Source organism: Actinoplanes sp. NPDC024001, assembly GCF_040638955.1.
Taxonomy (GTDB): domain Bacteria; phylum Actinomycetota; class Actinomycetes; order Mycobacteriales; family Micromonosporaceae; genus Actinoplanes.
The window spans coordinates 60,986-82,934 of sequence record NZ_JBEZZB010000024.1; the positions used below are offsets into that span (position 1 = coordinate 60,986).

Consider the following 21,949-nt stretch of genomic DNA (forward strand, 5'->3'; position numbering starts at 1 on the left):
AGGGAGTACGCGGCTCAGCCGTAGATGGTTGAAAATGTCCTCAAACTTCTACGACAGTGGGGACGATCATCGGCCGGCGACGGTAGGCGTCGTTGACCCAGCGGCCCACCGTACGCCGCACCACCTGCTGCAACTGGTGGGTGTCGGTGATCCCGTCCTCGGCGGAGCGGTGCAGGGCCGCGGTCAGCAACGGGACCACCGGGTTGAACGCCTCCGGGTCCTCGCTGAAGCCCTTCGCCGAGATGACCGGCTCGCCGACCACCTTGCCGGTGACCGAGTCGATCACCACGGTGGCCGCGATGAACCCGCCGTCGCCGAGGATCCGGCGCTCGGTGAGCAGCGACTCGCTGACGTCGCCGACGGCGAGACCGTCCACGTAGACGTAGCGGCTCTTCACTCGGCCGACCACGCGGGCGTGGCCCTCGACCAGGTCCACCACGTCGCCGTCCTCGCAGAGCACCACCCGGTCCGGGGCGACCCCGGACTCGATGCCGAGCTGGGCGTGGGCGCGCAGGTGCCGCCACTCGCCGTGCACCGGCATCAGGTTGCTCGGCCGGGTCACGTTGAGCAGGTAGAGCAGCTCACCGGCGGGCGCGTGCCCGGAGACGTGCACCTTGGCCGTCTCCTTGTGGATCACCGTGGCGCCGGCCCGGGAGAGCTGGTTGATCACCCGGTAGACCGAGGTCTCGTTGCCCGGCACCAGCGAGCTGGCCAGCACGACGGTGTCACCGGGCGCGATGGCGATGTGCCGGTGGTCGCCGGTGGACATCCGGCCCAGGGCGCTCATCGGCTCGCCCTGCGAACCCGTCGACATGAAGACGATCTCGTCCGGCGGCAGGTGGGTAGCCTCGTCCAGGCCGACCAGCAGGCCGTCCGGGATGCGCAGCAGGCCCAGGTCCCGGGCGATGCCCATGTTCCTGACCATGGACCGGCCGATCAGGGCGACCTTCCGCTCGTACTCCCAGGCGGCGTCCATCACCTGCTGGACCCGGTGCACGTGGGAGGCGAAGCTGGCCACGATGATCCGGCCACGGGCCTTGCCGAAGATCGAGCTGAGCACCGGGCCGATGTCCCGCTCCGGCGTGACGAAGCCGGGCACCTCGGCGTTCGTCGAGTCGGAGAGCAGCAGGTCGACGCCCTCGGCGCCGAGCCGCGCGAAACCGGCCAGGTCGGTGATCCGCCCGTCCAGCGGGACCTGGTCCATCTTGAAGTCGCCGGTATGCAGCACCAGACCGGCCGGGGTGCGCACGGCCACCGCCAGCGCGTCCGGGATCGAGTGGTTCACCGCGAAGAACTCGCACTCGAACGGGCCCATCCGCTCGACCTGGCCCTCACGCACGGTCAGCGTGTAGGGGTCCAGGCGGCGCTCGGCCAGTTTCGCCTCGACCAGGGCCAGGGTGAACTCCGAGCCGACCAGCGGGATGTCCGCCTTGTGGGCCAGCAGGTAGGGCACCGCGCCGATGTGGTCCTCGTGCCCGTGGGTGAGGACGATCGCCTGGATGTCCTCCAGCCGGTCCAGGATCGGCGTGAAGTCGGGCAGGATCAGGTCGACGCCGGGCTGCTCGACGTCGGGGAAGAGCACCCCGCAGTCGATGACGAGAAGCTTCCCGTCGTACTCCAGCACGGTCATGTTGCGGCCGATGGCGCCGAGCCCGCCGAGCGGGACGACGCGCAGGGCGCCCTCCGGCAGCGGCGGCGGCGGACCCAGCTCCACGTGAGCTTGACTCATTCGCCTCTTCCTGTCAGAGCACGATGCCGGCCGCGGCGGCGTCCTGGCGCAGTTGGTTCAGTTCCTCACCGGTCGCGTCGACCAGCGGCGCGCGAACCGGCCCGGCGGGCCGGCCCAACGCGTTCAGACCGGCCTTGACCAGCATGACGCCCTGCGTCCGGAAGATGCCCGTGAACAGGGGCAAAGCCTTACGGTGCAGGGTCAGCGCAGTCGCGGTGTCAGCCCGCTCGTACGCCTCGATCATGTCCTTGGCCAGGTGGCCGGTGAAGTGGGTGGAGGTGCCGACCAGGCCGACCCCGCCGACCGCGAGAAGCGGCAGCGTGGCGGCGTCGTCACCCGAGTAGTAGGCCAGATCGGTGCGCGACAGCACCCACGAGGTGGCGACCAGATCGACCTTGGCGTCCTTGACCCCGACGATCCGCTCGTGCTCGGCGATCCGGCACATGGTCTCGGTGGCGATCGCCGTCCCGGCCCGGTGCGGGATGTCGTAGACCATGATCGGCAGGCCGGTGGCGTCGGCGACCGTGCGGAAGTGCCGCTCGATGCCCGCCTGCGGCGGCTTGCTGTAGTACGGCGTGACGACCAGCAGCCCGCTCGCCCCCGCCTTCTCCGCGGCGCGGGCCAGCTCGACGGTGTGCGCGGTGTTGTTGGTGCCCACACCGGCCAGGACTTTGGCACGATCGCCCACGGCCTCGACCACGGCGCGCAGCAGAGCGTCTTTCTCCGCGTCGGAGGTGGTCGGGGACTCCCCGGTGGTGCCACTGATCACGAGAGCGTCGTTGCGCTGCTCGTCGACGAGGTAGGCGGCCAGGCGGGCCGCGCCCTCGGTGTCCAGGGAACCGTCGGAGGTGAACGGGGTCACCATGGCGGTCAGCAGCCGTCCGAAGGGCCGCGGGTCGTGCGTCATACCTGACAACCTATCGGACGGCCCGGTCACACGTAGAAAGCGGTGAACGGCGCCCACGGCAGGTTGCGCAGGATGCTCCAGACGCCCCAGACCGCCATGAATGTGATCATGACGGCCGGACTGAACGACAGCTGCGGCAGCCTCCACTTGAAGACCGAGCGCCCGGCCCACGCGACATACATGTACAGCAGGAAGGGGACCGCGAAGACGAACAGCAGGTGGTGGCGTGCGGCGGCCGGGACGTTGGCGTGCAACAGGTACCAAGCCGCGCGGGTGCCGCCACAGCCGGGGCAGACGAACCCGGTGGTGAATTTCAGGATGCAGCTCGGCTCGGCGCCGGCCTCCGCCTGAGCCGGGTCGCTGATCAGCGTGTAACCCGCGGCGGCGCCCATGCACGCGAGCACGGCCAGCGGGGCGAGCCACACCGGTGAACGGGCGCTGAGCCGCAGCAGGAACCGGGAGACGCGGTCGGGCTGCGGGGCGAACCACTCCGGCGGCACCGCCGGACCCTGAACCGGCTGGTCGGCCAGCCACGGCGGGAGCGTCGTGGTGCTCATGGGCGCCACGGTACACCCGGGGCGCGCGACTTCAGTGAGGCCGTGAGAGGGGCGGCGAAGTCACCCCGCTCGGGTGCCGACACGCTGTGCAGGCCCAGCCAGCCGGCCAGCCGGAACAGCTCGTCGGCGAGCGCCTCGGCCGTCTCGCCGGGGTCGGCGCCCGGCTCCAGCCAGGCGGCCGGGATCTGCAGCACGCCGGTCTTGCGCTCGGCCTTGAGGTCGACCCGGGCGGCGAACCGGTCGCCCAGCAGGAAGGGGAGCACGTAGTACCCATACAGCCGCTTGGGCTGGGGCACGTAGATCTCGATCCGGTAGGCCATGTCGAAGAGCCGCTCGGTGCGCGCCCGCTCCCAGATCAGCGGATCGAACGGGCTGACCAGGGTCGCCGCCCGCACCCGGCGGGGCAGCCGGGCCTCGTGGTGCAGATAGGCCGGCGCCTTCCACCCGGCGACCGTGACCGGGCGCAGCACGCCCGCCTCGACCAGCTCGGCGACCGCGGCGCGGCACTCCAGCAGGGGCAGCCGGAAATAGTCACGCAGCTCCGGCTCGGCCGCGACGCCGAGGGCCCGGGCGGAGAGCTCCACCAGCGTGCGGAAGGCCTCGGCCGGCTCGGGGGTAGGCGCCGCCAGCACCTCGGCCGGCAGCACCCGCTCGGGCACGTCATAGCGCCGGGCGAACGAGGTGGTCCGCTCGGCGGCGGTCACCTGACCGGAGTAGAAAAGCCACTCCAGCGCCTGTTTGACGACCGACCAGTTCCACCCCCAGTGCTCCTTGCTCCGCGGGGCGTCGTGCTCGATCTCGGCGGCGGTGATCGGGCCGCGGTCGCGGACCTCGTCGAGCACCCAGGACACCAGCTCCGGCTGCTCGACCGCGATCCGGCGCATGTTGCCCCAGGCCAGCTCGTGTGCCCGGGCCATGCGCCAGCGGAAGAACGGCTGCAGGTCGGCCCGGATCAGGGAGGCCTCGTGCCCCCAGAACTCGAACAGCTCGCGTGGTCGCCGGTAGGCGGCCCGCTCCAGCAGGCCGGCTGGATAGGGACCGAGGCGACTGTAGAGCGGCATGAAATGGGCCCGCTGCAACACGTTGACCGAGTCCATCTGGATCAGATGGACTCGGCGCAGCACGCGGCGCAGGTGGCGCAGATCGGTGGCGCCGCCCGGCTTGGGGTCGGCGAAACCCTGGGCCGCCAGCGTGATCCGGCGGGCCTGGGCGACGGAGAGGGAGTCAGGAACGGCCATCGTGAAAGCAGGTTAGGTCAGGGGTATGACAAAGTTGCCGCCATGGCTCTCGGCTTCGTCCGTCCCGCGCGTCCCGAAGACGCCCCGGAGATCGCTCGCATCCAGCTCTCCACCTGGCGCACCGCCTATCGCCGGATGTTTCCGGCGCACGTTCTGGCCAATCTGGACGAGGCCTACCTCGCCCGCGGCTGGACCGAGGCGATCACCGAGCCGCCGTCGTCGCGGCACCGCGTGCTGATCGCCGTCGAGCAGGGCGAGACCGCGTCGCACGTGGTCGGCTTCGCCGCCTCCGGGCCGGCCGACGAGCAGGCCCTCGCGCCCGAGGAGCAGCCGCTGCCGGACGACGTCGCCGCCGTCACCGACCTGCTGATCGAACCCCGGTGGGGCCGGCGCGGGCACGGCAGCCGGCTGCTGGCCGCCGCGGTCGACAACTGGCGCGACGACGGTTTCCGCACCGCGGTCGCCTGGGTCTACGAGGCCGACGAGGTGATGCGCAAGTTCCTCGGCTCCACCGGCTGGGAACCGGACGGCGCGGGCCGGGCCCTGGACGTGGACGACCTGCTCGTACCCCAGCTGCGGATGCACGTCGCGATCGACGGAGAATGAGACGGTGACGAATAACCAGCCGACGTTCGTCTACGACGGCGACTGCTCCTTCTGCACCTCGTGCGCCCAGTTCATCGAGCGCCGCATCCCGACCCGGGCCACGGTGATCCCGTGGCAGTTCGCCGACCTGCCCGCTCTCGGTCTCACCGTCGAGCAGTGCGAGGCGGCGGTGCAGTGGGTCGGCACGGACGGCACCACCGCCGCCGGGCCGGACGCGATCGCGCTGCTGCTGCGCGACGCCGGGCGGTTCTGGACGTTCGCCGGGTCGGCTCTCGGCCTGCGGCCGATTCGCGCCGCCGCCTGGCCGGCCTACCAGTGGGTCGCGGATCATCGCGACCTGATGCCCGGCGGCACGGCCGCCTGCGCGGTTCCGCAGAACCGCCGCCCCCAGGCGAGCTAGAAACCGCAGGGGTACGACTGGCGCACGTTGCCGGCCGGCTGCCACCCAGCGCTGCCTCCACGCCCACGAAACGACGCTCACCTTCAGCCGCCCCAACCAGCTGTCGCCCAGCGCTGCCTCCGTGCCCACGAAACGACACTCACCCTCAGCCGCCCCAACCAGCCGCCGCCCAGCGCTAGCTCCGCGCCCACGAAACGGCGCTCACCCTCAGCCGCCCCAACCGGCTGTCGCGCGGGGCTGCCTACGCGCCCACGAAACGGCGCTCACCGTCAGCCGCCCCAACCAGCTGCCACCCAGCGCTGCCTACGCGCCCACGAAACGGCGCTCACGGTCAGCCGGCCCGACCGGCTGCCGCGCGGGGCTGCCTCCGCGCCCACGAGACGGCGCTCACGGTCAGCCGGCTGGGGTGGCTGTCAGCTGGTGGGCTGGGGAGTCTGCGTGGCGCGGCGGCGCAGCCGCAGCTTCTCCAGCGGGAGGAAGGCGGCCATCGCCACCAGGTGCGGGGCGAACGAGATCGTGATCATCGAGAACGTCATCAGGTGGAACGAGTAGAAGAAGATCACCACCCGGGTGCGCCAGCGCGGCGGCACCACGAACACCAGCGGGCTGAGCAGCTCGAACGCGATGATCCCGAACTGGGCCAGGATCAGCAGGTAGGGAACGCCCGCGATCAGGTCGGCGAACTCGGTGCCGCGCCGGATGATGGCCTGCGCGAGCACCCCGCTGGTCACCCACTCCAGGCCACCGAAGCGCAGCTTGGCGAGCGCGGCCAGGAAGTACGTGCAGATCACCGCGATCTGGGTGACCCGCAACGCCCACCCTCCGGCCTCGCTGAGCTCGCGATCGCCGTGCCGGGCGCGCCCGACCGTGGGCAGCACCGCCAGCGCGACGAGCAGCCCGACCCGGTCGTGGTCGACCTTGCCGTAGCTCATCGCGATGATCATCCACTCGAAGTAGAGGATGAAGACCGGCCAGCCGAGCAGGCGGGGCGCCCGCCCGCTCGCGGCGGCCAGCGACAGCGCCAGCAGCGCCCAGAAGATCCCGTGCACCAGCAGCGGGCCCGGTGTGGGCAGCGGCAGCAGCCGGCCGAGGAGCAGCGGCTGGTAGAGGTCGCCCGGGGTGTTCGCGTGCGCGTGCACCCAGGGCGTGAAGATGACCAGGTCGGCGGCGACGAACAGGTAGACCAGGGTCCGGAAGGCGGCGATCCGCCCGCGCGGCACCGGCTCGGTCAGCCAGCGGGTGAGTGCGTTCACGGCCGGATCCAATCCGCGATGATCTCGTCCCGGTGCTCACCGGTCGGCCGGGCGTTCTCGATGCCGTGCCAGCGGATGACGATCCGCACCTCGCGCAGCGGCGGGGCGTCCGGGGTGTGTTCCGCGTACGCCTCGGCGATCCGGCTGAGCCGGGACGGATCAGCCTGGTAGGCGGCCTGCTGGCCCTCGATCTCGGCCCGCCGGATGCCGCTGTTCGCCTCGTTGATCACGATCGTCCGGCCAGTCTCGTCGACGCCCTCCACCCGGGTGTCCTTGGCGTCGCCGTTCGGGTCGGGCGACGTCGAGTACATCCGGAAGGGGCCGAACGGGAAGTGGTCGTCCTGGCCCCAGAAGGTCCCGGCCAGCAGCAGGAGCAGGCCGGCGATGGTCGCCGCGACCCGCACCCTGCGGCCGGTGGTTGTCAGATCGGTCACCGCGACAAGATAGCGGGGTCAGTCGAGCAGCGGGTCCAGACCGATGGTCAGGCCCGGGCGGTTGACGACGTTGCGGACGGCGAGCAGCACACCCGGCATGAACGACGACCGGTCCAGCGAGTCGTGCCGGATGGTCAGGGTCTCCCCGGTGGTGCCGAACAGCACCTCCTGGTGGGCGACGAGCCCGGCGGCCCGCACCGAGTGGACCCGGACCCCGTCGATGTCGGTGCCGCGGGCGCCGAGCTGCTCCTCCTTGGTCGCGTCCGGCATCGGGGCGCAGCCGGCCGCGGCCCGCGCCTCGGCGATCACCTTGGCGGTGTGCATCGACGTGCCGCTGGGCGCGTCCAGCTTGCGCGGATGGTGCTGCTCGATGATCTCGACCGACTCGAAGTAGCGGGCCGCGCGGGCGGCGAACTGCATCATCAGCACCGCGCCGATGCCGAAGTTGGGCGCGATCAGCACGCCGACCTCGGGCTTGTGCGACAGCCAGCCGCGCACCCGCTCCAGCCGCTGCTCGGTGAAGCCGGACGTGCCGACCACCACGTGAATGCCCTGCTCGATGGCCCAGTGCAGGTTGTCCATCACGACGTCGGGGCTGGTGAAGTCGACCAGCACCTGAGCGCCCGCGTCGGAGGCGTTGAAGAGCCAGTCCCCCTGGTCGATCATGGCGACCAGTTCGAGGTCGTCGGCGGCGTCGACCGCCTTGCACACCTCGAGGCCCATCCGGCCACGAGCGCCGAGGACACCGACACGAATAGCTTCAGTCACACCGTCAACCTAACGTACGGCGGCGCGCCTCCCACCACCGCTCCGCGAGGCCCACGACGAGGAAGACCAGCCCCACGTAGGCCCATCCGACCAGCACGTCGATCACCCAGTGCTCGGCCGTGTAGACCAGCGTGAAGGTCATCGACAGCGGGTAGGCGAACAGCAGCGGCCACCACCGCTTGCGGATCATCGGCAGGAAGAAGACGACCGACATGAAGGCGAACGCGGTGTGCAGCGACGGCATCGCGGCGACCGGGTTGGCCGCCTCGATCTGCAGGGCGTTGAGGGTGTTGCCGGCGCCCTCCAGACCGATCGCCTTCCAGCCGTTGGTGGAGATGCGCACCGCCTCGATCAGCGACCCGTGCTGCGGCTCGGCGGCCCACCACGGCGGCGCCGCCGGGTAGAGGAAATAGGTGATCAGGCCGAACACGCAGAGGGTGAACCAGCGGCGCATGAACCGGGCCCACTGCGGGCGGCTCTGCATCCAGAGCACCACCGCGATGGTCGGCATGGTCAGGAAGTGCGAGAAGTACACCAGGGAGACCACCACCTCCCACCACTGGACAACGTTCGGCTGGTAGAGGTGCTCCTGCAACCACTCGGTCGGCACGACCCCGCCGAACATCCACCGGTCGATGGCGATCAGCTCGGTGACGTGCGGGTCGAACAACCCGTCGGCGTAACCGCGGGACACGTTGTAGATGACCAGAAGCAGGCAGATCGGCAGCCAGTCGCGCAGGAAGCGCAGGTGCGTCTTCCACGGCTCGTAGTTGCGCCACGCGATGGTGGCCAGCCACAGCCAGCCGAAGGCGATCAGCGGGTCGCTCGTCGGCACGCCGACGAAGGAGACCCCCACCGCGAAGACGACCGCCCAGATCAACATCCCGATGATCCGCCGTTTCCGGTGCTCCGGTGGCGGCGGGGTGGCGGGGGTTTCGGGCGGTGTCTCCAGGGTTGTCACGGGGTCCAAGGGTAGCTAGGTAGGCAACTCGGCCTCGTCGAACGGTCCCACCACGGCCAGCGAGCGCTCACCCGAGAACAGATCCGCGGCGACCGCGTTGACCTCTTCCACGGTGACCGCGTCGACCCGGGCGAGCAGTTCGTCGACACCCATGAGATCGCCGTGCAGCAGCTCGGACTTGGCGAGCCGGCTCATCCGGGAGCCGGTGTCCTCGAGCCCGAGCACGTAGGAGCCCTTCACCATGCCCTTGCCGCGGGCCAGTTCGTCCGGGGTGATGCCCTTGGCGGCGACCCGGTCCAGCTCGGCCCGGATCAGGTCGAGCACCTCGGCCGCCTTGGACGGGGCACAGCCCGCGTAGACGCCGACCAGGCCGGAGTCCGCGTACTGGCCGGCGTAGGAGTAGACCGAGTACGCGAGGCCGCGCTTCTCCCGGATCTCCTGGAACAGCCGGCTCGACATGCCGCCGCCGAGCACGTTGTTGAGCACCCCGAGCGCGAAGCGGCGCTCGTCGTGACGGCCCAGCCCGGCGCCGCCCAGGACGATGTGCGCCTGCTCGGTGTCGCGGTGCAGGACGACGTTGTGGGGCTTGCGCACCCGTACCCTCTTGTTGCCCGTGCGCGGCTCGGCGGGCGCCGCCGGCGCGGTGTCCAGGGGCGTGCCGGCCAGAGCCTTGCGCACCAGCCGGACCACCTGCGCGTGGTCGAGGTTGCCGGCCGCGGCGACCACGATCTGCGGCGGCGTGTAACGCCGCCGGTAGAAACCGTGGATCTGGCTGCGGGTCATCGGCGTGATCGACTCCGGCGTCCCGGAGATCAGCCGCCCCAGCGGGTGATCGCCGTAGATCGCCTCGGCGAAGACGTCGTGCACCTCGTCACCGGGCTCGTCCTCGTGCATCGCGATCTCTTCGAGGATGACGCCCCGCTCGGTCTCCACGTCGGCCGGCTCGATGATCGAGTCGGCGACCGCGTCGCAGAGCACGTCGACGGCGAGCGGCAGGTCGGCGTCGAGCACCCGCGCGTAGTAGCAGGTGTACTCCTTCGTGGTGAAGGCGTTCGTCTCCCCGCCGACCGCCTCGATCTCCGCTGAGATGTCCAGGGCGGTGCGCTTGTGGGTGCCCTTGAAGAGCAGGTGCTCCAGGAAGTGTGAGGCGCCGTGCAGAGCGGGCGTCTCGTCCCGGGAGCCGATCCCGACCCAGATCCCGAGCGAGGCGCTGCGGGTGGTCGGGATCGCCTCGGTGATGATGCGCAGGCCGCTCGGCAGGGTGGTCTTGCGGACGCCGCTGCCGAGTGTCCTGGTCACGACGCGGGCCGGCCTCTCGGCCGGCCCGCTGGAAAACGCTGTCACTTAGTCGCGACGCTCGCCACGGTCGCCGCCGGACGAACGCGACCGGCGCCGGCGGGGCTCGCCGCCACCCTCACGCGGACCGCGGTCCTCGCGCGGCGGCCGGCTCTCCCGGCCCTCACCGGAAGCGGCGGCCGGAGCGGCCGGGGCCTCCTCGCCCTCCGGGCGGACCTTGTCCAGGTAGATCTTGCCGCGGGCGTCGATGTCAGCGATCGAGACCTCGACCTTGTCGCCGACGTTGAGGAAGTCCTCGACCTTCTCGACCCGCTTGCCGTCGCCCACCTTGGAGATGTGCAGCAGACCGTCGCGGCCGGGCAGCAGCGAGACGAACGCGCCGAACGCGGCCGTCTTCACCACGGTGCCGAGGAACTTGTCGCCGACCTTCGGCAGGGTCGGGTTGGCGATCGCGTTGATCCGCTCGACCGCGGCCTCGGCGGCCGGGCCGTTGGTCGCGCCGACGTAGATCGTGCCGTCGTCCTCGATCGAGATGTCGGCGCCGGTCTCGTCCTGGATCGCGTTGATGGTCTGGCCCTTCGGGCCGATCACCATGCCGATCTTGTCGACCGGGATCTTCACGGTGGTGACCCGCGGAGCGTGCTCGCTCATCGCGGCCGGGCCCTCGATCGCGGCGGTCATCACGCCGAGGATCGTGGCGCGGGCCTCGTGCGCCTGCTGCAGCGCGCCGGCCAGCACGTCCGACGGGATGCCGTCGAGCTTGGTGTCCAGCTGCAGGGCGGTGACGAACTCGCTGGTGCCGGCGACCTTGAAGTCCATGTCGCCGAACGCGTCCTCGGCGCCGAGGATGTCGGTGAGCGCCACGTACTGCGTCTTGCCGTCGACCTCGTCGGAGATCAGGCCCATCGCGATACCGGCGACCGGGGCCTTCAGCGGCACACCGGCGCTGAGCAGGGCCAGCGTCGAGGCGCAGACCGAGCCCATGCTCGTCGAACCGTTGGAGCCGAGGGCCTCGGAGACCTGACGGATCGCGTAGGGGAACTCCTCGCGCGACGGCAGCACGGGCACCAGGGCCCGCTCGGCCAGCGCGCCGTGGCCGATCTCGCGGCGCTTCGGCGAGCCCACCCGGCCGGTCTCACCGGTCGAGTACGGCGGGAAGTTGTAGTTGTGCATGTAGCGCTTGGTCTTCTCGGGGGCGAGAGTGTCCAGCGACTGCTCCAGGCGCAGCATGTTGAGGGTGGTGACGCCCAGGATCTGGGTCTCGCCACGCTCGAACAGCGCGGAGCCGTGCACCCGCGGCAGCACGCCGACCTGCGCGGTCAGCGGGCGGATGTCACGCGGGCCGCGGCCGTCGATGCGGACCTGCTCGCGCAGCACCCGCTGACGGACCTCGGACTTGGTGATCGAGCGGAAGGCCGCGCTGATCTCCTTCTCCCGGCCCTCGAACCGCTCGTCGAGCAGGTCGTGCGCCTTCGCCTTGACCAGGTCGAGGGCTTCCTCGCGCTCCTGCTTGCCGGCGATCTTCAGCGCCTCGGCGACCTCGGTGCGGACGACCTCGGAGACGGCCGACAGCACGTCGTCCTGGTAGTCCAGGAAGACCGGGAACTCGGCGACCGGCTTGGCGGCGACCTCGGCCAGCTCGCTCTGCGCGCGGCACAGCTCGCGGATCGCGGGCTTGGCGGCCTCCAGGCCGCTGGCCACGATCTCCTCGGTCGGCGCGGTGGCGCCGGCGGAGATCAGCTTGATCGCGTGCGGGGTGGCCTCGGCCTCGACCATCATGATCGCGACATCGCCCTCGGCGGTGACGCGACCGGCGACGACCATGTCGAAGGTGGCCCGCTCGAGCTCCTCCAGGGTCGGGAAGGCGACCCACTGGCCCTCGACGTGGGCGACCCGCGTCGAGCCGACCGGGCCGCTGAACGGCAGGCCGGAGAGCTTGGTGGACATCGAGGCCGCGTTCATGGCGACGACGTCGTAGGGGTGGGCCGGGTCGAGCGCGAGGACGGTCTCGACGACCTGGACCTCGTTGCGCAGGCCCTTGGTGAACGACGGGCGCAGCGGCCGGTCGATCAGGCGGCAGGTGAGGATGGCGTCCTCGCTGGGACGGCCCTCACGCCGGAAGAACGAGCCGGGGATGCGGCCCGCGGCGTACATCCGCTCCTCGACGTCCACGGTCAGCGGGAAGAAGTCGAAGTGCTCCTTCGGCTGCTTGCTGGCGGTGGTCGCGGAGAGGACGGTGGTGTCGCCCAGCTGGACGATCACCGAACCGGCGGCCTGCTGTGCGAGGCGGCCGGTGGAGAAGACGATCTCCCGGGTGCCGAACGATCCGTTGTCGATGACGGCGGTGCGGGTTTCCTTGCCCAGAGCGTTGTTCTGCTCGGTCATGAAGTGCGGTACTCCTTCGTCGAGGACCCGGCGGTCTACAGCGCGGTTCAGAAGGCCGGTCTTCGATCGAAGTACCCAGGAGCTAGCTCTGCGTGCCTGGGAACCACTACCGAGGACCGGTGCTGAGGGTGTGATCCGCGCGGGTCCGTGGGGTGGAAATTATCGGGGAGCGACCAGCGGCCGCTCCCCGAAGGTCAAGCTATCGGCGCAGGCCGAGACGCTCGATGAGCGTCCGGTAACGCGCGATGTCCTTCTTCTGAACGTAGTTCAGCAGGCGGCGGCGCTGACCGACCAGCAGCAGCAGACCACGACGGCTGTGGTGGTCGTGCTTGTGCACCTTCAGGTGCTCGGTCAGGTCGGCGATCCGCTTGGTCAGCATGGCGACCTGAACCTCGGGCGAACCGGTGTCGCCCTCCTTGGTCGCGTACTCACCCATGATCTTGTTCTTGGTCTCTTGATCGAGCGCCATAATCTCCGGACTTCTGTGTTGCCGATTGCACGGTTACCCCGCGACCCGCGGCGTCGGGCAGGCAGGCGGGACCGGTGTCGGATATTCCAACGACCCACCAACCCTATCAGGGCGTCACTGAAGCAACACCCGGGTCTCGTCCACGTCCGCCCTGATCTGGGCGATCAACGGTTCGATGGAGTCATATGTGCGCTGCTCCCGCAGCTGCGCGACGAAGTCCAGGCTGACCCGCTCGCCGTACAGGTCGCCGTCGAAATCGAGCACGTAGGCCTCCACCCGGCGCTCCCGGCCGGAGAAGGTGGGATTGGTGCCGATCGACACGCTCGCCGGCAGCCGGCCGGCCTCGTCACCGCCGCGGATGAGCCAGGCCGCGTAGACGCCGTCGGCGGGCACCGCCGCGTAGCGGTGCACCATCAGGTTGGCGGTGGGAAACCCCAGCTCGCGCCCGCGCTGGTCGCCGCGGACCACGACGCCGGCCAGGCGGTGCGGCCGGCCGAGCGCGGCGGCCGCGGCACGCACGTCCCCGGCGTCGACACAACTGCGAATGTACGTCGAGGAGAACACCAGCCCGTCCTCGGCGACCAGTGGGGCGTCCTCCAGGGTGAAGCCGAACGTGCGCCCGAGCGTCTCCAGCAGGGTCACGTCACCCGCGGCCTTGTGCCCGAACCGGAAGTTGTCGCCCACCACGACGACCGCCGTGTGCAGCGCCTCGACCAGCACGTCGTGCACGAACTCGTTGGGGCTGAGCTGGGAGAACGCCGGGGTGAACGGCACCACGCAGAGCGCGTCGACGCCGAGTTCCTCGATCAGCTCGGCCTTGCGGACCGCCTCGGTGAGCACGGCCGGGTGCGACCCGGGCCGGACCACCTCGGCCGGGTGCGGGTCGAAGGTCACGACCACCGACCGCAGGCCCAGGTCACGGGCGCGCTTCACGGCGTGCCCGATGATCGCCTGGTGCCCCCGGTGCACGCCGTCGAAGACGCCGATCGTCACGACCGACCGGCCCCACCCGCCGGGGACCGACTCGTAGCCCCGCCATCGCTGCATGTCCGCATACACCTCCGCCGCTTCGTCGGGCCTAGCGTATCGATTGGCCGGCGGGGGCCGGGCGTGCAGTGGGCCGCGGTGTCAGGCCGGGGCCAGCACGATCTCCGCCCGGGCCCGGCCGCCGCGCTCGCTGACGATCGCGAGGACCTCGCCGGACTCGTCGAACACCGCGTACGGCCCGTCGATCCCGACCGGGCTCAGCGGGCCGCCGTGGCGCAGCACCCGGGTCTCCTCCGCAGTGGCCGTACGCTGCGGGAACGCCCGCCGGGCCGCCTCGGCGAGCGGGAGACCGACCACGTCCGGCGCACGCTCCTCCAACTGCGGCAGGGTGGCCGCGGCGTCCAGCGTCATCTCGCCGACCGCGGTCCGGCGCAGCGCCGTCAGGTGCCCACCGACCCCGAGGCCCGCGCCGAGGTCCCGGGCGATCGCCCGGATGTAGGTGCCGGACGAGCAGGTGACGTCGATGTCCACGTCGACCACGTCGGCGCCCTCCGGCCGGCGGATGTCCAGGACGTCCAGCTGAAAGACGGTGATCCGCCGCGCCGGGATCTCGACCGCCTCGCCCTCGCGCACCCGCTTGTAGGCCCGCTGGCCGTTGATCTTGATGGCGCTCACCGCGCTCGGCACCTGGTCGATCTCGCCCACCTGGGCGGCCAGCCCGGCCCGGATCGCCTCGTCGGTCACCGCACCCGCCGGCGTGGTGGCGGTGACCTCGCCCTCGGCGTCGTCGGTCACCGTGGTCTGCCCGAGCCGGATCGTCGCGGTGTAGCTCTTGCGGGAACCGATCACATAGGTCAGCAGGCGGGTGGCCCGGTTCACCCCGATGATCAGCACACCGGTCGCCATCGGGTCGAGCGTGCCGCCGTGCCCCACCCGCCGGGTCTTCGCCAGCCGCCGGATCCGGGCGACGACGTCGTGCGACGTCATCCCGGCCGGCTTGTCCACCACGATCAGTCCGTCCATGTTCACCCGCCCACCCTATGGGCGGCCTCAGCGGGTCGCGCCGACCACCACCCAGCGCGGGGAGCGCCAGCGCCACATCAGGGTGACGAAGCGGACCAGGGTGAACAGGCCCAGCCCGGCCCAGACGCCGCCCAGGCCGAGATCCAGGGCGTACGCCAGCCAGATCGCCGGCAGGAAGCCGAACAGGGCCGAGATCACCGTGATGGTGCGCAGGAAGGCGACGTCGCCGGCGCCGATCAGCACACCGTCCAGGGCATAGACGATGCCGGCGAACGGGAGCAGCCCGACGAACCAGGGCCAGATGATCGCCGCCTGGTCGTGCACCGCGGGATCGGAGGTGAACCAGCCGGGCACCACCGAGGCGCCGGCCAGGGCCAGCAGCGCGAAGACGGTGGCCGCCACCCCACCGGCGAGGGTGACCCGGCGGGCCACGTCGCGGGCCTCCTCCGCGTCGCCGGCACCGAGGGCGGCGCCGACCAGCGACTGCGCGGCGATCGCGACCGCGTCGAGGGCGAGCGCGGCGAAGAACCAGAGCTGCAGCCCGATCTGGTGGGCGCCGACCGCGGCGATCCCGAAGCGGGAGGCGACCGCGGTCGCCGACAGGAAGCAGGCCTGGAAGGCGACCCCGCGGATCAGCAGGTCACGGCCGAGCACCACCTGCCGGACGATGATCGACGGGATCGGGCGCAGGGCGCGGGTCTCCCGGATCAGCGCGAGCAGGAAGAGGCCACCGCCGAGGGTCTGCGCGACGACGTTGGCGATCGCCGAGCCGGTCAGGCCCAGTCCGAGCGGATAGACCAGCACCGGGCAGAGCACGGCGGAGAGCACGTTCGCACCGAGGACGATGGCGAGCGGGCGCCGGGTGTCCTGCACGCCCCGCATCCAGCCGTTGCCGGCGGCGGCGAGCAGCAGGCCGGGCGCACCGAACGCGGCGATGCGCAGCCAGCCGGCCGCGGCCTCGGCGGTCTCCGGGTTGCCGGCCAGCAGGTGGGCGAGCGGCTCGGCCCCGACCAGCGCGAGCAGGGCGAGCAGCACACCGACACCGAGCGCCAGCCAGGACGCCTGCACGCCCTCGGCGACCGCGGCCGGCCGGTCGCCGGCGCCGAAGCGGCGGGCGGCGCGGCCGGTCGTCCCGTACGCCATCAGGGTGCCGAACCAGGCGGCCAGCGACATCACGGTGCCGCCGACCGCGATCGCGGCGAGCTCGACCGGGCCGAGGTGGCCGACGACCGCGGTGTCCACCAGGACGTAGAGCGGCTCGGCGGCCAGCACCACGAGCGCGGGCAGAGCCAGGCCGGCGATCCGGCGGGCCGAGGCGCTACGGCGGGGTTCGGCGTACGGATCGGCAGGCGGGCTCATGGTGTCCCATGATGCCCGCCTGAGAGTAAGGGCCGCAACGCGGCCCCGTCACTTACTGACGCGTGTCCAGCGAGGTCTGCAGGGCGCGGCGCGCCTGCTCGCGCTCGTCGTTGGTGGGCTGGGGCTTCGGCTTGGCAGCCATGAGCGGAATTCCTTCCACGGTGGGTCGGGCGCTCCGCGCACGCGGGGCGCCCCAGGCGGTCGAGCGGGGCGTCACTAGCCGATCCGGGATCGCCGGATCAGGCGTCGGTGACGCGGCCCGGGGCGGTGGACCCGGGTGGCTCGAGGTTCCGCGGAAGGCGGTGGTGGCAGCCGCGCGAAACCAAATCACCGTTCAGGACCCAAACTAACGTTCACTCATCGTTGTGAGAGCGGGATCCCGCGATCCGGGACAGAAAAATGGGAGCCACCCGTTCGGGTGACCCCCATCTTCCTGCGAAAACGCCGATCAGTTCAGATATTCGTCGAGTAGGCGACGAACCGTGGCAACCACGTCGTCCGCCTCCCCGTAACCGGTGAACCCGGCGGCCAGCCGGTGCCCGCCGCCGCCCTGCGACACCGCCACCCCGCTCACGTCGACCGCGCCCTTGCTGCGCAGCGACACCGACCACTCCCCGGCCGCCACCTGCTTCACCACCACCGAGACGTCCGCCTCGGCCACCGAACGCACCGGGTCGATCAGGGTGTCCAGCACATACGGCGGCTGGCCGTGCCGCTCCAGGTCGGCCAGGGTGGCCCAGGTCCACACCATGCCGCGCCCGCCGGCCGCCGCCGGCTCCAGGACCGCACGCCCCAGCACCTCGCCGGTCAGCTTCATCGCCCCGAAGGGCCGGCTGTCGAAGACGCGCCGGGAGATCTCACCGGGACGCAGGCCGGTGGCGATCAGGCGCGCCGCCAGCTCGTGCACCGCGACCGTGGTCATGTCGAACTTGAACGAGCCGGTGTCGGTCGCCAGAGCCACGTAGAGGCACTCGGCGATCTCCCGGTCCAGCTCCACCCCGAGCCGCGCCAGCAGCTGCTCGGCGACCACCGAGGTGGCCGCCGCCCGCGGGTCGACCAGCCGGACGTCGCCGAACCCGGTGTTCGACGCGTGGTGGTCCAGCACGATGCTGCACGGCGCGGCCGCGAGCCGCCCGGCGAGCGCGCCGAGGCGCGACTCGCTCGCCACGTCGAAGACCACGACCAGGCGCGGGTCAGCGAAGGCTTCCGGCTCCGGCACCAGCAGGTCGGCGCCGGGCAGAGCAGCGTACGGCGAAGGCACCGCGAAGTCGCCGGGAAACGTCGCCCGGATCCGGGTGAAGCCGAGGCGCCGCAGCCCGAGGCCGAAGCCGAGCATGCTGCCGAGCGCGTCCCCGTCCGGGTTGACGTGGCAGAACAGCTGCACCTCGTCGTCCGCACCGGCCGAGCGGACCGCCGCGACGGCGGCGGCCCACTGCTCGGCGGTGGGTTCAGAGGGCAGACTCACCCCTGGTCCTCGCGGGCACCGACCCGCTCGTCCTCGTCCTCGTCCTCGTCGCTCTTGTACGGGTCGGGATCGCCCGCGTACTTCTTCCCGGCGGCGAGCCGCTGCACCTCCTGGTCGCGGTGCCGCGCCTGGGCCAGCAGGTCGTCGATCTCCTTGACGTTGTCCAGCACGTTGTCCAGGACGAACGCCAGGCTCGGCGAGTGCCGCAGCCCGAGCGCGTGACCGACCCGGCTGCGCAGCATCCCTTTCGCGCTCTCCAGAGCCGCAGCCGTCGAGGACTGCTCGGTCACGTCGCCGAGAACCGTGTAGAAGACGGTCGCCTCACGCAGATCGCCGGTGATCCGGGCATCCGTGATCGTCACCATGCCGAGGCGCGGGTCCTTGATCTCCCGCACCAGCGAAGCCACCAGTTCACGGATGCGCTCCGCGTGCCGCCGTGTCTTGGCCGGATCCGACATCTAGCCCACCTCCGACTGTCATTTCCGCGGGTCAAAACCGCCCCCGCCCCAACTGGTGAAGCGTACCCAGGTCAGTCGTCGTCGCCGTAAAGCCGTCGCTTCACCGAGAGCAACTCGATCTCGGGGCGGCCGGCCACCTGGTTCTCGCAGGTGTCCACCACGGCGCGGGCCTGTGCGGAGTCCGGCGCCACCACGGCCACCCCGATCTGTGCCCGGCCGTGCAGGTCGTGGAAACCCACCTCGGCGACGCTCACCTCGAATTTCCTCAGCATCGCGATGATCGGCCGGACGTAGGAACGCTTCTGCTTCAGCGAGCGTGAGTCACCGGGCAGGAGCAGGTCGAAGACTGCGGTCTCGATATACATCAGCGAGCAATGTACGCCCGCGGGACACCCGGGTCAGCCCGATTTCCGGGCCACCACCACGTCCCGCTCGATGCCCTGGTCCACCCGGTGCTCCAGCGGCAGGTGCTCGACCAGGGTCAGCCCGTTCGCCAGCAGGATGTCCTCGGCCAGCTCGCGCTTGGCGACCTTGGTGTTCCAGGAGAGCCCGATCGCGCCGCCCGGGCGCAGCAGCGGCAGCCAGTGCGGGACGGCGCGTTCCAGCAGGTCCAGCGGGCGACGGGAGATGCCGCCACCGTCGTCGTAGCTGCCGTGGGCCACGCCGTAGGGCAGGTCGGCCACCAGCACGTCGGCGACCCCGCCCCGGATCAGGCCGTCGAGCTGGGTGGTGTCGGCGTGCAGCACGGTCACCTTCTGCACGGCGCCGGCCTTGTGGTCGTCCTTGCTCGGCGCGAGCGTCACCTCCAGCCGGCGGGCGGCCCGGCGGCCCTGCCGGCGCATCGGCACCAGCTCGGCGGTGTGCTTGAGCCGCTTGCGCTTGAGCCAGGTCTGCAGGAACAGCTTGTACGCCTCGACATCCTTGCCGTCGATCTCGATGCCGATCCCGTCGTAGCCGTACATCAGGGCCTGGTTGAGCGTGGTGCCGCGGCCGCAGAGCGGGTCCAGGACGGTGAGGTGGCCGTCGAGCATCCGGCTCGCCGACGTCGAGGCGAGCAGGGTCAGGTTCAGCACCAGCTTGGTGAACTGCTCGTTGGTCTTGCCCGCGTACTTCGGGATGGTGATCAGGTCGCTGTCGTAACGGGCCAGCGGGGTCAGGGTGAGCGGGCGCAGCAGGTCGGTGTCGACCCGCTCGAACAGCGCGTAGGCCGCCGACAGGTTGGACAGGTAGGCGATGTCGCGCGGGTCCAGGTCGGCGGTGAACGTCACGTACTCCACGCCACCGATCGTGGTGGCCTCGATCTCGGCGAGCTCACCGGAGAGCACCGGGCCGAACGCCGCCAGCTCCGCCTGGGAGATGCGGGACGCCTGGTCGGCGTAGACGCGGTTGGCGGACGGGGCGAGCAGCATGGCGTACCTGGACATCCCGCCATTCTGCCGAACAGCGATCGCCGCCGGAGAGAGGGCCAGTGGTTTCGACGCCCGCGGGGTTTGCGGGTGGCGGAAACCGCCGGCCCTCTCACCGGTTACAAGGCGATCGCCCGCGGAGCGAAGCGGAGCCGGCAAGCAACCGCCGCCGGTGAGAGGGGATCGCCCGCGGCGCGAAGCGGAGCCGGCAAGCAACGGCCCCCGGTGCCGGAGCACCGGGGGCCGTCCGTGGAGCCGAGGGCTTACGCCCGCGGCTTCTCGCGCATCTCGAAGGTCTCGATCACGTCGCCGATCTGCGGCGTGCCGAAGCCCTGGAGCGTCAGACCACACTCGAAGCCCTCACGGACCTCGGTGGCGTCGTCCTTGAACCGCTTGAGCGAGCTGATCGTGACGTTGTCCGCCACCACGGTGCCCTCGCGCAGGATGCGCGCCTTGGCGTTGCGGCGGATGAGACCCGACCGGACGATACAACCGGCGATGAGACCGATCTTGGACGAGCGGAAGACCTCGCGGATCTCCGCGGTGCCCAGCTCGACCTCTTCGTACTCCGGCTTGAGCAGGCCCTTGAGCGCCGCCTCGATCTCCTCGATGGCCTGGTAGATCACGCTGTAGTAGCGGATCTCCACGCCGGCGCGGTCGGCCATCTCCTTGACCTTGTTCGAGGCCCGGACGTTGAAGCCGATGATCGTCGCGGTCTGCTCCGACGAGGCCGACGCCAGGTTGACGTCGCTCTCGGTGATCGCACCGACACCGCGGTGGATGACCTTGAGCTGGATCTCGTCCGGAATCTCGATCTTGAACAGCGCGTCCTCGAGGGCCTCGACCGAACCCGAGCTGTCGCCCTTGATGACCAGCGTGAGGGAGGTCTTCTCGCCCTCCTTGAGCTGGGCCATGAGCGTCTCGAGCGTGGCCTTGGTCCCCGAGTTGGCGAAGGCCGCCGCACGACGGCGGGCCTGCCGCTGCTCGGCGATCTGCCGCACGGTGCGGTCGTCCTCGGCCGCCAGGAACGTGTCGCCGGCGCTGGGCACCGACGTCAGACCCAGGACCAGGACCGGACGGGCCGGGCCGGCCTCGGCGACCTGCTTGCCGTTCTCGTCGAGCATGGCGCGGACGCGGCCGTGCGCGCCGCCCGCCACGATCGAGTCGCCGGCCCGCAGCGTGCCCTTCTGCACCAGGACGGTGGCCACGGCACCGCGACCCTTGTCCAGGTGCGCCTCGACCGCGACACCCTGGGCGGGGCCGTCGATCGGGGCGGTCAGCTCCAGCGCCGCGTCCGCGGTCAGCAGGACAGCCTCGAGGAGGTTGTCGATGCCGATCCCCGGCTTGGCGGCGACGTCGACGAACATCGTGTCGCCCTGGTAGTCCTCGGCGAGCAGGCCGTAGTCGGCCAGCTGCTGACGGACCTTCTCCGGGTTGGCGTCCGGCTTGTCCACCTTGTTGACCGCCACGACGATCGGCACCTCGGCGGCCTTGGCGTGGTTCAACGCCTCGACCGTCTGCGGCATCACGCCGTCGTCCGCCGCCACCACGAGGATGACGATGTCGGTCACCTGGGCACCACGGGCACGCATGGCGGTGAACGCCTCGTGACCCGGGGTGTCGATGAAGGTGATCGCCCGGTCCTCACCCTGGTGAGGCACCACGACCTGGTAGGCGCCGATGTGCTGGGTGATGCCACCCGCCTCGCCGGCGACCACGTTGGTCTTGCGGATCGCGTCGAGCAGCTTCGTCTTACCGTGGTCGACGTGACCCATGACGGTCACCACCGGCGGCCGGGTGACCAGCCGGTCCTCCGCCACCTCGGCGTCGAGGTCGATGTTGAACTGCGCGAGCAGCTCACGGTCCTCGTCCTCGGGGCTGACGATCTTCACGTCGAAGCCGAGGTGCTCACCGAGCAGCAGCAGGGTGTCGTCGGAGACCGACTGCGTCGCCGTGACCATCTCACCCAGGTTGAACATCTCCTGGACGAGCGAGCCCGGGTTGGCGTTGATCTTGTCGGCGAAGTCGGAGAGCGACGCGCCGCGGGAGAGCCGGATCTCCTGGCCCTGACCACGCGGAGCGCCCGAACTCATCTGCGGAGCAGACAGGTTGTCGAACTCTTGACGCCGCTGCTTCTTCGACTTGCGGCCACGCGTCGGCCGGCCGCCGGGACGCCCGAAGGCACCCGCCGCACCGCCGCCGCGACCGCGGCCACCGGCACCACCCGGACGACCCGGGGCACCGGCAC

At 70.9% G+C, this 21,949-nt stretch carries 21 protein-coding genes; 2 read left to right on the forward strand and 19 right to left on the reverse strand.

What is annotated here, in order from left to right; all coding sequences use genetic code 11:
• Window positions 1-40: 40 nt before the first annotated feature.
• From AB0F81_RS12365 to AB0F81_RS12380, 4 genes are read right to left on the reverse strand one after another with little or no spacing between them, the layout of a single operon-like run.
• Window positions 41-1,729 (reverse strand): ribonuclease J, encoded by a 1,689-nt coding sequence (locus AB0F81_RS12365; protein ID WP_360195202.1) that lies wholly within the window; start codon window positions 1,727-1,729, stop codon window positions 41-43.
• A 13-nt stretch (window positions 1,730-1,742) separates the two neighbouring features.
• Window positions 1,743-2,636: a 4-hydroxy-tetrahydrodipicolinate synthase gene (dapA, locus tag AB0F81_RS12370; RefSeq protein WP_360195205.1), complete on the reverse strand. Its 894-nt coding sequence runs from the start codon at window positions 2,634-2,636 to the stop codon at window positions 1,743-1,745.
• Between the two features lie 26 nt (window positions 2,637-2,662).
• A complete protein-coding gene (locus AB0F81_RS12375; protein WP_360195208.1) occupies window positions 2,663-3,193 on the reverse strand; it encodes a DUF2752 domain-containing protein in 531 nt (176 codons plus the stop codon).
• Window positions 3,190-4,431, reverse strand: coding sequence for a crosslink repair DNA glycosylase YcaQ family protein (locus AB0F81_RS12380; RefSeq protein WP_360195211.1), 1,242 nt, complete (start codon window positions 4,429-4,431; stop codon window positions 3,190-3,192). Before AB0F81_RS12380 ends, AB0F81_RS12375 begins: the two co-directional genes overlap by 4 nt.
• Before the next feature lie 42 nt (window positions 4,432-4,473).
• On the opposite strand from AB0F81_RS12380, the gene AB0F81_RS12385 reads away from it, so the two are divergent.
• Both AB0F81_RS12385 and AB0F81_RS12390 read left to right on the forward strand, forming a co-directional pair.
• Window positions 4,474-5,037 (forward strand): GNAT family N-acetyltransferase, encoded by a 564-nt coding sequence (locus AB0F81_RS12385; RefSeq protein WP_360195213.1) that lies wholly within the window; start codon window positions 4,474-4,476, stop codon window positions 5,035-5,037.
• 4 nt (window positions 5,038-5,041) lie between these two features.
• On the forward strand, window positions 5,042-5,437 hold the full coding sequence (locus AB0F81_RS12390; protein WP_360195216.1) for a DCC1-like thiol-disulfide oxidoreductase family protein: 396 nt from the start codon (window positions 5,042-5,044) through the stop codon (window positions 5,435-5,437).
• Window positions 5,438-5,850: 413 nt separating this feature from the next.
• On the opposite strand, the gene AB0F81_RS12395 is transcribed toward AB0F81_RS12390, so the two are convergent.
• The 15 genes from AB0F81_RS12395 to infB all read right to left on the reverse strand — a co-directional run.
• On the reverse strand, window positions 5,851-6,690 hold the full coding sequence (locus tag AB0F81_RS12395; RefSeq protein ID WP_360195219.1) for an MFS transporter permease: 840 nt from the start codon (window positions 6,688-6,690) through the stop codon (window positions 5,851-5,853).
• Complete coding sequence (locus AB0F81_RS12400; RefSeq protein ID WP_360195222.1) at window positions 6,687-7,124, reverse strand: hypothetical protein; 438 nt, start codon at window positions 7,122-7,124, stop codon at window positions 6,687-6,689. Before AB0F81_RS12400 ends, AB0F81_RS12395 begins: the two co-directional genes overlap by 4 nt.
• 18 nt (window positions 7,125-7,142) lie before the next feature.
• Window positions 7,143-7,892 (reverse strand): 4-hydroxy-tetrahydrodipicolinate reductase, encoded by a 750-nt coding sequence (gene dapB / locus AB0F81_RS12405; RefSeq protein ID WP_360195225.1) that lies wholly within the window; start codon window positions 7,890-7,892, stop codon window positions 7,143-7,145.
• Between the two features lie 4 nt (window positions 7,893-7,896).
• Window positions 7,897-8,775 (reverse strand): phosphatase PAP2 family protein, encoded by an 879-nt coding sequence (locus tag AB0F81_RS12410; RefSeq protein ID WP_360195259.1) that lies wholly within the window; start codon window positions 8,773-8,775, stop codon window positions 7,897-7,899.
• A gap of 93 nt (window positions 8,776-8,868) precedes the next feature.
• Window positions 8,869-10,197 (reverse strand): pitrilysin family protein, encoded by a 1,329-nt coding sequence (locus AB0F81_RS12415; RefSeq protein WP_360195228.1) that lies wholly within the window; start codon window positions 10,195-10,197, stop codon window positions 8,869-8,871.
• Complete coding sequence (locus AB0F81_RS12420; RefSeq protein WP_360195231.1) at window positions 10,198-12,534, reverse strand: polyribonucleotide nucleotidyltransferase; 2,337 nt, start codon at window positions 12,532-12,534, stop codon at window positions 10,198-10,200.
• A gap of 199 nt (window positions 12,535-12,733) precedes the next feature.
• The gene (rpsO, locus tag AB0F81_RS12425; RefSeq protein WP_111651421.1) at window positions 12,734-13,003 is read right to left on the reverse strand and encodes a 30S ribosomal protein S15; all 270 of its coding nucleotides are present in this window, start codon (window positions 13,001-13,003) and stop codon (window positions 12,734-12,736) included.
• Between the two features lie 114 nt (window positions 13,004-13,117).
• Window positions 13,118-14,050, reverse strand: coding sequence for a bifunctional riboflavin kinase/FAD synthetase (locus AB0F81_RS12430; RefSeq protein WP_360195235.1), 933 nt, complete (start codon window positions 14,048-14,050; stop codon window positions 13,118-13,120).
• 81 nt (window positions 14,051-14,131) lie between these two features.
• Window positions 14,132-15,013, reverse strand: coding sequence for a tRNA pseudouridine(55) synthase TruB (gene truB, locus AB0F81_RS12435; RefSeq protein WP_360195262.1), 882 nt, complete (start codon window positions 15,011-15,013; stop codon window positions 14,132-14,134).
• A gap of 27 nt (window positions 15,014-15,040) precedes the next feature.
• Window positions 15,041-16,372 carry an MATE family efflux transporter gene (locus tag AB0F81_RS12440; RefSeq protein WP_360195238.1) on the reverse strand — a complete coding sequence of 444 codons (1,332 nt, stop codon included), beginning with the start codon at window positions 16,370-16,372 and terminating at the stop codon, window positions 15,041-15,043.
• 448 nt (window positions 16,373-16,820) lie between these two features.
• Entirely contained in the window at window positions 16,821-17,837 is a 1,017-nt protein-coding gene (locus tag AB0F81_RS12445) for a bifunctional oligoribonuclease/PAP phosphatase NrnA (protein ID WP_360195241.1), read from the reverse strand.
• Complete coding sequence (gene rbfA / locus AB0F81_RS12450) at window positions 17,834-18,295, reverse strand: 30S ribosome-binding factor RbfA (protein WP_360195243.1); 462 nt, start codon at window positions 18,293-18,295, stop codon at window positions 17,834-17,836. Before rbfA ends, AB0F81_RS12445 begins: the two co-directional genes overlap by 4 nt.
• Before the next feature lie 71 nt (window positions 18,296-18,366).
• Window positions 18,367-18,660: a DUF503 domain-containing protein gene (locus tag AB0F81_RS12455; protein ID WP_360195245.1), complete on the reverse strand. Its 294-nt coding sequence runs from the start codon at window positions 18,658-18,660 to the stop codon at window positions 18,367-18,369.
• Between the two features lie 33 nt (window positions 18,661-18,693).
• Entirely contained in the window at window positions 18,694-19,719 is a 1,026-nt protein-coding gene (locus AB0F81_RS12460; protein ID WP_360195248.1) for an SAM-dependent methyltransferase, read from the reverse strand.
• Window positions 19,720-19,964: 245 nt separating this feature from the next.
• Window positions 19,965-21,949: translation initiation factor IF-2 (gene infB, locus AB0F81_RS12465; RefSeq protein ID WP_360195250.1), on the reverse strand; the 1,985-nt coding region annotated here is incomplete at its 5' end.

Bases quoted from the DNA above. Each gene is read 5' to 3' on its own strand.
- AB0F81_RS12420 (WP_360195231.1), bottom strand. From the start codon at position 12,534: ATGACCGAGCAGAACAACGCTCTGGGCAAGGAAACCCGCACCGCCGTC.
- dapA (WP_360195205.1), bottom strand. From the start codon at position 2,636: ATGACGCACGACCCGCGGCCCTTCGGACGGCTGCTGACCGCCATGGTG.
- AB0F81_RS12365 (WP_360195202.1), bottom strand. From the start codon at position 1,729: ATGAGTCAAGCTCACGTGGAGCTGGGTCCGCCGCCGCCGCTGCCGGAG.
- AB0F81_RS12375 (WP_360195208.1), bottom strand. From the start codon at position 3,193: ATGAGCACCACGACGCTCCCGCCGTGGCTGGCCGACCAGCCGGTTCAG.
- AB0F81_RS12380 (WP_360195211.1), bottom strand. From the start codon at position 4,431: ATGGCCGTTCCTGACTCCCTCTCCGTCGCCCAGGCCCGCCGGATCACG.
- AB0F81_RS12410 (WP_360195259.1), bottom strand. From the start codon at position 8,775: ATGTTGATCTGGGCGGTCGTCTTCGCGGTGGGGGTCTCCTTCGTCGGC.
- truB (WP_360195262.1), bottom strand. From the start codon at position 15,013: ATGGACGGACTGATCGTGGTGGACAAGCCGGCCGGGATGACGTCGCAC.
- AB0F81_RS12430 (WP_360195235.1), bottom strand. From the start codon at position 14,050: ATGCAGCGATGGCGGGGCTACGAGTCGGTCCCCGGCGGGTGGGGCCGG.
- AB0F81_RS12385 (WP_360195213.1), top strand. From the start codon at position 4,474: ATGGCTCTCGGCTTCGTCCGTCCCGCGCGTCCCGAAGACGCCCCGGAG.
- rbfA (WP_360195243.1), bottom strand. From the start codon at position 18,295: ATGTCGGATCCGGCCAAGACACGGCGGCACGCGGAGCGCATCCGTGAA.
- AB0F81_RS12455 (WP_360195245.1), bottom strand. From the start codon at position 18,660: ATGTATATCGAGACCGCAGTCTTCGACCTGCTCCTGCCCGGTGACTCA.
- rpsO (WP_111651421.1), bottom strand. From the start codon at position 13,003: ATGGCGCTCGATCAAGAGACCAAGAACAAGATCATGGGTGAGTACGCG.
- AB0F81_RS12440 (WP_360195238.1), bottom strand. From the start codon at position 16,372: ATGAGCCCGCCTGCCGATCCGTACGCCGAACCCCGCCGTAGCGCCTCG.
- AB0F81_RS12460 (WP_360195248.1), bottom strand. From the start codon at position 19,719: ATGTCCAGGTACGCCATGCTGCTCGCCCCGTCCGCCAACCGCGTCTAC.